13 protein-coding genes are annotated in these 8320 nt (G+C 52.2%); 7 read left to right on the forward strand and 6 right to left on the reverse strand.

What is annotated here, in order from left to right; translation table 11 throughout:
• On the forward strand, positions 1-383 hold a 383-nt coding region (locus KHQ28_RS28225), incomplete at its 5' end, for a TIM barrel protein (protein ID WP_077264999.1).
• A 57-nt stretch (positions 384-440) separates the two neighbouring features.
• Positions 441-1805 carry a GntP family transporter gene (locus tag KHQ28_RS28230; RefSeq protein WP_002903916.1) on the forward strand — a complete coding sequence of 455 codons (1365 nt, stop codon included), beginning with the start codon at positions 441-443 and terminating at the stop codon, positions 1803-1805.
• Positions 1806-1831: 26 nt separating this feature from the next.
• Here KHQ28_RS28230 and KHQ28_RS28235 read toward each other — a convergent pair whose 3' ends face one another.
• A complete protein-coding gene (locus KHQ28_RS28235; protein WP_032103266.1) occupies positions 1832-2758 on the reverse strand; it encodes a helix-turn-helix domain-containing protein in 927 nt (308 codons plus the stop codon).
• Positions 2759-3068: 310 nt separating this feature from the next.
• Here KHQ28_RS28235 and kbvR point away from each other — a divergent pair, with 310 nt between their 5' ends.
• Complete coding sequence (gene kbvR / locus KHQ28_RS28240; protein WP_019705638.1) at positions 3069-3680, forward strand: LuxR family transcriptional regulator KbvR; 612 nt, start codon at positions 3069-3071, stop codon at positions 3678-3680.
• A gap of 30 nt (positions 3681-3710) precedes the next feature.
• On the opposite strand, the gene KHQ28_RS28245 is transcribed toward kbvR, so the two are convergent.
• Positions 3711-3830 carry a small membrane protein gene (locus KHQ28_RS28245; RefSeq protein WP_004195995.1) on the reverse strand — a complete coding sequence of 40 codons (120 nt, stop codon included), beginning with the start codon at positions 3828-3830 and terminating at the stop codon, positions 3711-3713.
• Positions 3831-4230: 400 nt separating this feature from the next.
• Here KHQ28_RS28245 and KHQ28_RS28250 point away from each other — a divergent pair, with 400 nt between their 5' ends.
• On the forward strand, positions 4231-5448 hold the full coding sequence (locus KHQ28_RS28250; protein ID WP_004143607.1) for a diguanylate phosphodiesterase: 1218 nt from the start codon (positions 4231-4233) through the stop codon (positions 5446-5448).
• Between the two features lie 20 nt (positions 5449-5468).
• Here the strand turns inward: KHQ28_RS28250 and KHQ28_RS28255 are convergent, their stop codons facing one another.
• The 4 genes from KHQ28_RS28255 to KHQ28_RS28270 form a co-directional block, all read right to left on the reverse strand.
• Entirely contained in the window at positions 5469-5981 is a 513-nt protein-coding gene (locus KHQ28_RS28255; protein ID WP_002903810.1) for a 2-oxo-tetronate isomerase, read from the reverse strand.
• Between the two features lie 165 nt (positions 5982-6146).
• The gene (locus tag KHQ28_RS28260) at positions 6147-6620 is read right to left on the reverse strand and encodes an Hsp20 family protein (protein WP_004183942.1); all 474 of its coding nucleotides are present in this window, start codon (positions 6618-6620) and stop codon (positions 6147-6149) included.
• 22 nt (positions 6621-6642) lie between these two features.
• A complete protein-coding gene (locus KHQ28_RS28265) occupies positions 6643-6840 on the reverse strand; it encodes a hypothetical protein (RefSeq protein ID WP_004190251.1) in 198 nt (65 codons plus the stop codon).
• Positions 6841-7065: 225 nt separating this feature from the next.
• Entirely contained in the window at positions 7066-7167 is a 102-nt protein-coding gene (locus tag KHQ28_RS28270) for a hypothetical protein (protein WP_223175052.1), read from the reverse strand.
• On the opposite strand from KHQ28_RS28270, the gene KHQ28_RS29655 reads away from it, so the two are divergent.
• The 3 genes from KHQ28_RS29655 (at position 7127) to KHQ28_RS28280 (ending at position 8266) form a co-directional block, all read left to right on the forward strand.
• Complete coding sequence (locus KHQ28_RS29655) at positions 7127-7222, forward strand: YnaM/YnfT family protein (protein ID WP_271374669.1); 96 nt, start codon at positions 7127-7129, stop codon at positions 7220-7222. The two genes, KHQ28_RS28270 and KHQ28_RS29655, sit on opposite strands and share 41 nt — an antisense overlap.
• A gap of 218 nt (positions 7223-7440) precedes the next feature.
• The gene (locus tag KHQ28_RS28275) at positions 7441-7563 is read left to right on the forward strand and encodes a hypothetical protein (protein WP_032419004.1); all 123 of its coding nucleotides are present in this window, start codon (positions 7441-7443) and stop codon (positions 7561-7563) included.
• Positions 7564-7630: 67 nt separating this feature from the next.
• Positions 7631-8266, forward strand: coding sequence for a LuxR C-terminal-related transcriptional regulator (locus KHQ28_RS28280; protein ID WP_032419481.1), 636 nt, complete (start codon positions 7631-7633; stop codon positions 8264-8266).
• The last annotated feature ends 54 nt before the right edge of the window (positions 8267-8320 follow it).

Consider the following 8320-nt stretch of genomic DNA (forward strand, 5'->3'; position numbering starts at 1 on the left):
CCCGCCACGACAAGCGGATACTCATCGAAGCACTGAATCCGCAGACCAAACCGGGCTATCTCTACCACAGTCAATATCAGACGCTGGCGATGGTGAAACGGGTCGACAGGCCGAACCTGGCGGTGCAGTTAGATCTGTTTCACGCGCAGAAGGTGGACGGCAATTTAAGCCATCTTATTACCGAATATGCCGGCCAGTATCGCCATATTCAGATTGCCTCCCTGCCCGACCGTCATGAACCGGATGAGGGCGAAATAAACTATCCGTGGCTCTATGCGCTACTGGATAAAACCGGTTATGACGGCTGGATCGGCTGCGAATATATCCCCCGGACAGACACGCTTTCCGGGCTGGGGTGGTTCTCGCCCTACCGGAAAAAATAAACGCCGTTTTCTAAAAAAATAACTCTCTGTACACCTGTTAATACCCGAGGCAAACCTATGTCGACATCGGCGCTGTTACTTATTGCGTTAGCCAGCGTAGTGCTGTTGCTCCTGTTAGTGATCAAAGCGAAAGCACATCCTTTTGTGGCGCTCCTGATCGTCAGCCTGCTGGTGGCATTCGCCACCGGCATTCCGGCAGATAAAATTATAACCACCATTGAAAAAGGCATGGGCGGCCTGCTTGGCCACATCGCCAGCATTATTATTCTGGGCTCAATGCTGGGGGTGCTGATTGAAATGTCCGGCGGCGCCGAATCGCTGGCGAAAACGTTGACCGGCGTACTGGGTGCAAAACGAACCATTGCCGCCTTAACCATCGTGGCTTTTATTCTCGGCACCCCGGTCTTTTTTGAAGTCGGCTTTATCATCATCATTCCGTTAATCTACGGCTTCAGCAAAGTCGCCCACGTGTCGCCGCTGAAGTTTGGCCTGCCGATGGCCGGCGTGATGTTAACCGTCCACGTGGCGCTGCCCACCCATCCTGGCGCAGCGGCTGCGGCAGGCATTCTGCATAGCGATGTCGGTTGGCTGATGCTGGCGGGGATTGGGGTGTCGGTGGTCGTCGGTATCGTGGGCTATTTTGTCGCCCGGTTTATCAATCGGCGCCATTATCATCTGTCGATTAACGTGCTGGAGCAGCAACAAACGGCGGAAGTACCGGATCTCTCGGTTAACGCGCAGCAGACCCGTCTGCCGCCGCCGAATGCGCTGGTTATCGGTGGGCTGATCGTGGTGCCCATCATGCTGATTGTTTCCGGGACGCTGTGTCAGGCGCTTCTGCTGCCGGAAAACGCGGTTCGCCAGCTGATGACCGTCATTGGTACCCCGCCGGTCGCCCTGCTGATCTCCCTGGGCCTGGCCAGCTGGACGCTGGGCATCCGTCGGCGGATGAGCCTGAAAAAGCTGGGCGAAGTCACCGGCAGCGCGATCCCCTCGTCGGCGGACGTGATCCTCGTCGCCGGCGCCGGCGGCGCCTTTGGCGGCGTACTGGTCGCTTCCGGCATCGGTAATGCCTTAGCCGAGGCGCTGGAGACAATACATCTGCCGCTGATGCCCGCCGCTTTTCTGCTATCGCTGGTGCTCAGAGCCTCGCAGGGTTCGGCCACCGTGGCGATCCTCACCACCTCCGGTCTGCTGTCGCAGGCGGTTGTCGGTCTGGAGCCGCTGCAGCTGGTGCTGGTGACGCTGGCGACCTGCTTCGGCTCGCTCGGGCTGTCGCACGTCAACGACGCCGGATTCTGGGTCGTCACGCGCTATCTCGGACTCTCGGTGCCAGATGGACTCAAAACCTGGACCGTCTTGACAACCATCATGGGGGTGACGGGCTTTCTCATCACCTGGCTGCTGTGGTTTGCGCTTTGATGTTAACCTGGGTGGCTCCGGCCACCTTAACTTCGCCCCGGCACAGGCCCTGACCCACTACCGCTGTCAGACCGCAGACCCGCTGCCGACAGCGTCACCGGGATAAAATAGCGTACGCGATAGCGCCTGTCCCCTGCCTCTTCGCCTTCCGCATGGCGGGTTATAAAACATTCAATGTCATAGCCGTCCCGACGACTTACCCCCAGGGATGGCAGCAGCTCCATATACAGATCGCTGGATAAACGAGCATAACGTGACCAACTGCCGTAGAATTCAACCCCGACATAAAGCCCTGACCGGGTGGTCAGCGAGCTGTTCATGGCCAGCGCGGGGGGCAGCTTTCCCGCCTCATGACAGCCGACAAAAGCGTTAACCTCGACGTTAAGCTCATTTTTGCTCGCCGCGGCGTAGTCGGAAAGTACGGAAAGCGAGCCTCCGCCAGCGGTGAAAAAACGGTCAACCTTTTGTCTGATGCTCGTCTTAGCGGTGCTTTGCAACACCAAATCCGACAGGCGCAGTTCATACTTCATCGGATAGCCGTAATAGACCTGTTCCGGCAGAGAAAAAAAACGAGCCAGAGGTAGGCTCTCTCCGTCCGGGTGAAACTTTTTCAACAGCTTTGCCGTGTCCCAGTGCGCCGCGCAACGGTATTCACGTGGCGAGAGCGAAAAGCGCTTCTTAAACTCCCGGGAAAAGGTCTGCGGCGAGTCATAGCTTAACTGCCAGGCAATAGCGGCGATCGGTTGCCGTGTTAAGCGCAGACTGACCGCTGCGATGGTCAACCGCCGCAGACGAATATACTGCCCGATGGGTAACTGGCCATACTGGTAAAACACGTCGTACACAAACCGACGCGAATAGCCCATATACTGCGCCAGGTCATCGATCGCCGGGTTACAATAGATATTATCCTCCAGCCACGCCAGCATTTTCAAATAGAGCATCTGCTTCATAAGTACGGCATACATCCTGTATTCTTGTCCTCCGCTAATTTTAACAACAGAGCGCGGCTATCACTAAGCTTTTTATGCATCGCAAAAATAAAAAAACAGGAAACGGCTTTAAATAGTGAAAAACATATGCTTAAGGTTTTGTTTATTAGGAACTTTCGCATATCAATATACCGTTATCTCACTTTCCCCACCAGATATTGCATTAATGGAAAACATCCCTTAGATTACCACGGCTAAAAATAGTACCTGCATCATCATTATATTCTTTAATTTATCCAGATATGTTTTTTAATGCCCACAGGGAAGTTATATGACTAATTTTTTGTTCAATATAAAAAATCACTATTTGCGAGTCGCTATTGCTGAACTGGTTGATGAAGCGATGAAGGCCGCCGGGCGGCCACACTATCAGTTTTCTCAACAATGGGATGCAGGATCGATGGCGCAAGCTGATGTGATATTCACGGAAATGGTCGCGGGGGAGTGGTACTTGTGCCAGGATCTTTTTCAGCATGCCCCGGAACAATATACGCTTTTTATTTTCCCGGACAATGAACACGCTACCGTAGATGAGGGTTTACCGAATTGTCTGCAGCATGTGGTGTTTATGCCGCCTCACGCTCGCGTTCAGCGGCTGAAAGATGAGATAGCTAACGCCATTGAGCGTCCGCTGCTACCGCGGCAAGACCCGCCGTTCAATCGTCTGCGGCGTTGCATTAATTGCGCCTGCAGGTCGGTCAGCGACGCGCAAACCAAAGTCATTTACGCGTTCAGTATTGGCCTGAGCCCTCATGAAGTCGCCGCTGCGCTAAATATTAGTCCCAAAACGATTCATTCACATAAAAAGAATATTATGAGTAAATTTAATTTGAATAGCCGTCAGCAGTTTAACAACCTTGTGCAACTGCTCGCCAAACGCTGATACAACTCGTCATTTTATTCTGTCAAACAATCATCTTCTGGAACGGAAAACATACCGTCTCTTGCGCCTTTCCTGAATATAGGAAAAGCCACTCCATAAAGAAATGATGGGACATAAAATCAGACACAAAATAATAAAGAAGTCGCTCATATCAAACCTGACAAAAGAATTTAATTTAGAGTAATAATATTCACTCGATTATATTCAGGCAAGACCAGCGCCTCATTTTTGAGAGTGGGAAATAGAATGGTAGGATAATTCCTGGTAGCGAATATTAACAGGTAAAATAAGACGCAGCGCCAGTGTCTGAGGAGGGAATGAGAGGCCTGTTAGCGTCATTTTGCATTGAGGATGAGAAAAAGATAGCCAAATGTGTAATTCCCTGTACAGTGGAGGGAATCACAAAGTGAAGCTCGCGTTCCGCGTAGCGGACATCACGGTTGGTTGAATGTTTGTACATATCAGCCTCGCCCTCCTTTAGGGTCAGGCCATACTCATCTTGCATGCTGAGCGCGGATGTTCTTACGCCGCGGGAGCGATCGTAACAACTATGCTAACCACCCTGATTTACCGCAGCCAGGTTCATCCTGACCGCCCGCCCGTCGATCTCGACGCTTTAGTCCATCGCGCCAGCAGTAAAAATTTGCCCCTTGGCATCACCGGCATTCTGCTGTTTAACGGCCTGCAGTTTTTCCAGGTCCTGGAAGGGACTGAGGAGGCACTTGAGTCGCTGTTCAGCGAAATCCAAAGCGACCCGCGTCATCGCGACGTAGTGGAGCTGATGCGCGATTACTCAGCCTACCGACGTTTTCACGGCACCGGAATGCGCATACTGGATCTCCGGCTGTTTGAAACCGATGGCGCGCTGGAGGAAATTCTGCGCTTTAGCACGTTTGGGGTCACCGAACCGGTCAACGACCGGATGTTCCGGCTGCTTAGCGCCTTCATTGCCGACGGCGGCCGCTATTGCCTGCCCGAGCCGCTGCAGCCCTCTCGCTGGATGATGATGCCCGCGTCAGGTACGGCCGCGCCGCAGCACCTGCCCGGTCAACCTTGCCAGTTTGCTCTGCAGGCTATTGTCGAGCCGGCTAAAAAGCGAGTTTCTTCCTTTGAGGCTCTGATCCGCAGCCCAACCGGCGGCTCTCCCGTGGAAATGTTTGCCGCCATTGCGGCGGAGGATCGCTACCGTTTTGATCTTGAAAGCAAAGCGTATGCATTCGCTCTCGCCGGCCAGCTGCCGCTCGGGAAACATCAGCTGGCGATTAACCTGTTGCCCGGATCGCTGTATCACCACCCTGACGCCGTAGGCTGGCTGATGGACAGCCTGCTGGCGGCCGGCCTCAGACCGGATCAGGTACTGATCGAGGTGACCGAGACAGAGGTGATCACCTGCTTTGACCAGTTCCGCAAGGTGCTCAAAGCCCTGCGCGTCGCGGGCATGAAGCTGGCCATCGACGACTTTGGCGCAGGTTATTCCGGCCTGTCGTTACTGACCCGTTTTCAGCCTGATAAAATCAAAGTGGATGCGGAACTGGTACGCGATATCCATATTAGCGGCACCAAACAGGCGATTGTCGCCTCGGTCGTCCGCTGCTGCGAGGATCTTGGCATTACGGTGGTGGCTGAAGGTGTCGAAACCCTGGAGGAGTGGTGCTGGCTGCAGTCGGTGGGCATACGCCTGTTTCAGGGCTTTCTCTTTTCCCGACCCTGCCTTAACGGCATCGGGGAGATCTGCTGGCCGGTAGCGCGCCAGGCAATGGACCTGTAAGGCCGCGCACCCGGCCATCGTCACTGCCAGTGGGCAAGCTTTTCGCTCAGCGCCGCCAGGGCATATCGTACCGCTTTCGCCACCACGGTCTCACAGTCGCCGGCAAAGCACATCCGTTTGGTTTCAGTCTGGCCGCGAAAATTCCAGGCAAACCATACCGTGCCGGCGGGGGTACCATCTTCCCCGCCCTCCGGTCCGGCGTAGCCGCTGACGGCGATGGCGATATCGGCCCCGGCGAGCGCCAGAATACCAGAAGACATCTCCTGAACGCAGGCTTCGCTGACGGCGCTGTGTACCGCCAGGGTTTCCGCGCGAACCTGCAGTACGTTGCGCTTGGCTTCATCGCTGAAGGTCACTACGCCGGTATCATAAAATGCCGCGGTATCCGCCTGGGCACAGAGCGCTGCCGCCAGATTCCCTCCGGTGCAGGACTCCGCCGTGGTCAGTCGCCAACCGCGCGCGATCAGCGCCCGAGCCACTTCAGCGGTTAGTTCATGCGTATTGTTTGCGTCGCTATCGATCTCGTCAGTCATTCTTCCTCCTCGCCGAAATTGAAAGAAATAGCAGACTCACTGCGTCTGTTAACAGAATAGCATGTCGATTTCTTTGTCGTCGGGAGGCCATTTATATTTTCAGGGGGAAAGGATAAAGGCCCGCAGGGCGGGCCTTTAAGGTAACATCGTCGGAACAACGGTGAATCAAACTTTATGTTCTATCACGCGCCCCTGATTCTCGATCGCAATTTTACGCGGTTTTTCGCTCTCCGGGATCTCCTGGTGGATGGCTATTTTTAAGATGCCGCTATCCAGCTGCGCCTGATTAATTTGGGCGTGTTCAGGAAGAGAGAAACTGAGCTGGAAATTAGCGCGGCGGATACCTTTATAAATCCAGCGTTCACCGCTGTCTGTCGAGGAATCGGTTTCCTGGCGTTTCCCGGAAATATGCAGATTCCCCCCTACGGTTTCTATTTCCAGCTCATCATCTTTCCAGCCAGGCACGCTGACACTGAGCAGGAAATTGCTGTCGTCGACTTTCTGTAAATCATAAGCCGGTAAAGTGCCCACCGGCGTATCGCCCGTTAACTGGCTGAAAAGACGGTCAATACGATTAAAGCGATCGGCAAAAAGAGAATCAGCAAATACCGGGAGTGCTGACAAGGTTTTGAGTGCCATAATTAACCTCCTGAATATCCATTCAAAAGCTCAACATAAAGGCAAGCATTGCTTGTCCGCTATATAAAATAATATCTAAGGCGCGTTTTTCAAGACCCGAAATAAAAAATTTTTCTTCGCCAGCCTCAGTGAAAAATAAGCATGCCGGTGGCGAAGTTACCCCCGCACGACGGCGGGGGCTGTGGCGCTTCTGAGTCCCATAACTGATGCTGTTTAACATTCAATAAACAGAAGCGACATGTATATATAACTTGTTTAAGGGGATGTCAACGTCCGAATCGCTCCCCCTTTGCCGTCGTGTATTCTCCCCATGAACAGCGCGGTTAGCAACCCGGCTGCCTGTCAGGATCCCCTTGCCAACAGCGGCGCTTCGACGTGGCATTCGCCTTGTTGCCGTCAACCGGACGCCGCTGGTGAAAATATACCCGGCCGGGTAAGGAACCTTTCATCCGACACCGTGCCTAATGATCTGCATACGCACTTTCTGAGGCACCGCCATGACCAGCATTTTTATCACAACCACCCTGTTCACCCTCTTCGCGTCGATGTTGATCGGCCTGGGAATGGTGTGGAAAAGCATTTCCAACAATCCTGATAACTGATTCTGTTGTACGCCGTTGCTGTTCACCCTCCGCAGCGGCGGGTCTACCCCGCCCCTTTTTATCAATGACCACCCCAGGTTTCGCTCAGGCGCAATCTCCTCAAGGACCCGCGCCTGCAAAAGGTATTTTGAAAAAGCAATTCATACAGTGAATAAGTCACTCTGATTAATATATTTGAGACCAGAATTAACGCATGCAATATAAGCAATTTAAGCAGTTTGTGCCAAATTAGCGGTCATGCCCGCGCAACGCTAAAAAATAAATCATTGATTAATATACCATTAATTTTACTCGCCAGCTCAAAGTCCAAAATTAGACTTGTTGCATTTGTTGATTATTAGAAATATCCTAAAGGCATACGCATTTAATGTTCTCCACTTCAAATGCATGACAACTTTCACGATCGCCATGACTATGCCTGATATTTTAATTAACACTGCAAACATATTTCTTAATCGCGGAATTTGCGAACTGCTTAGCGAGATCGCGAAGGAAGAACACATCCGTGAACCGTATTCCGTTGTGGACTATTCCACAGATATATTAGATCCGATTGATATGCTGTTTACAGAAATGGCCGCTGGTGAACATTTTCTATGCCACCCGTTTTTCAAAAAGCACCCTCCGCACACGTCTATTTTTATTTTCGTCGCCACCGACAGCGCTTTGCAGGTTGAACGGTTACCACTTTGTCTACGCGATGCCACTTTTATCAGCATGAACAGCGACTTGCGCCGCGTAAAAAATCAGATTGCAAAACGTCTGACGGAGTCGACAACATCTAGTTGCGGTGGGCTGGAAAAAGACAGCAGACGCTGTGTCAAATGCCCTCGGTTAACCTTGACCAAATCACAACTTTATATTATCGATGCGATCAGAACGGGAATGAACAATCAGCAGATAGCGCAAAAACTGGGCATCAGTCATAAGACGATCTTCTCTCACAAAATCAATATTATGAAAAAATTCCAAATAGCTACCAAACAAGAGTTAACGAGATTCTCATCTGTTGCTCTTGCGCTTTCCGCAGGAAGGATCGGTTAACGTCGGAATTTATTAAAGCGCATCTTCATTTTTCTTCTTTCTCTAACATAGGAC

The organism is Klebsiella sp. 28 (assembly GCF_018223905.1).
GTDB classification, from domain to species: Bacteria; Pseudomonadota; Gammaproteobacteria; order Enterobacterales; family Enterobacteriaceae; genus Klebsiella; species Klebsiella pneumoniae.

Bases quoted from the DNA above. Each gene is read 5' to 3' on its own strand.
- KHQ28_RS28230 (WP_002903916.1), top strand. From the start codon at position 441: ATGTCGACATCGGCGCTGTTACTTATTGCGTTAGCCAGCGTAGTGCTG.
- KHQ28_RS28235 (WP_032103266.1), bottom strand. From the start codon at position 2,758: ATGAAGCAGATGCTCTATTTGAAAATGCTGGCGTGGCTGGAGGATAAT.
- kbvR (WP_019705638.1), top strand. From the start codon at position 3,069: ATGACTAATTTTTTGTTCAATATAAAAAATCACTATTTGCGAGTCGCT.
- KHQ28_RS28245 (WP_004195995.1), bottom strand. From the start codon at position 3,830: ATGAGCGACTTCTTTATTATTTTGTGTCTGATTTTATGTCCCATCATT.
- KHQ28_RS28250 (WP_004143607.1), top strand. From the start codon at position 4,231: ATGCTAACCACCCTGATTTACCGCAGCCAGGTTCATCCTGACCGCCCG.
- KHQ28_RS28255 (WP_002903810.1), bottom strand. From the start codon at position 5,981: ATGACTGACGAGATCGATAGCGACGCAAACAATACGCATGAACTAACC.
- KHQ28_RS28260 (WP_004183942.1), bottom strand. From the start codon at position 6,620: ATGGCACTCAAAACCTTGTCAGCACTCCCGGTATTTGCTGATTCTCTT.
- KHQ28_RS28265 (WP_004190251.1), bottom strand. From the start codon at position 6,840: ATGTTAAACAGCATCAGTTATGGGACTCAGAAGCGCCACAGCCCCCGC.
- KHQ28_RS28280 (WP_032419481.1), top strand. From the start codon at position 7,631: ATGACTATGCCTGATATTTTAATTAACACTGCAAACATATTTCTTAAT.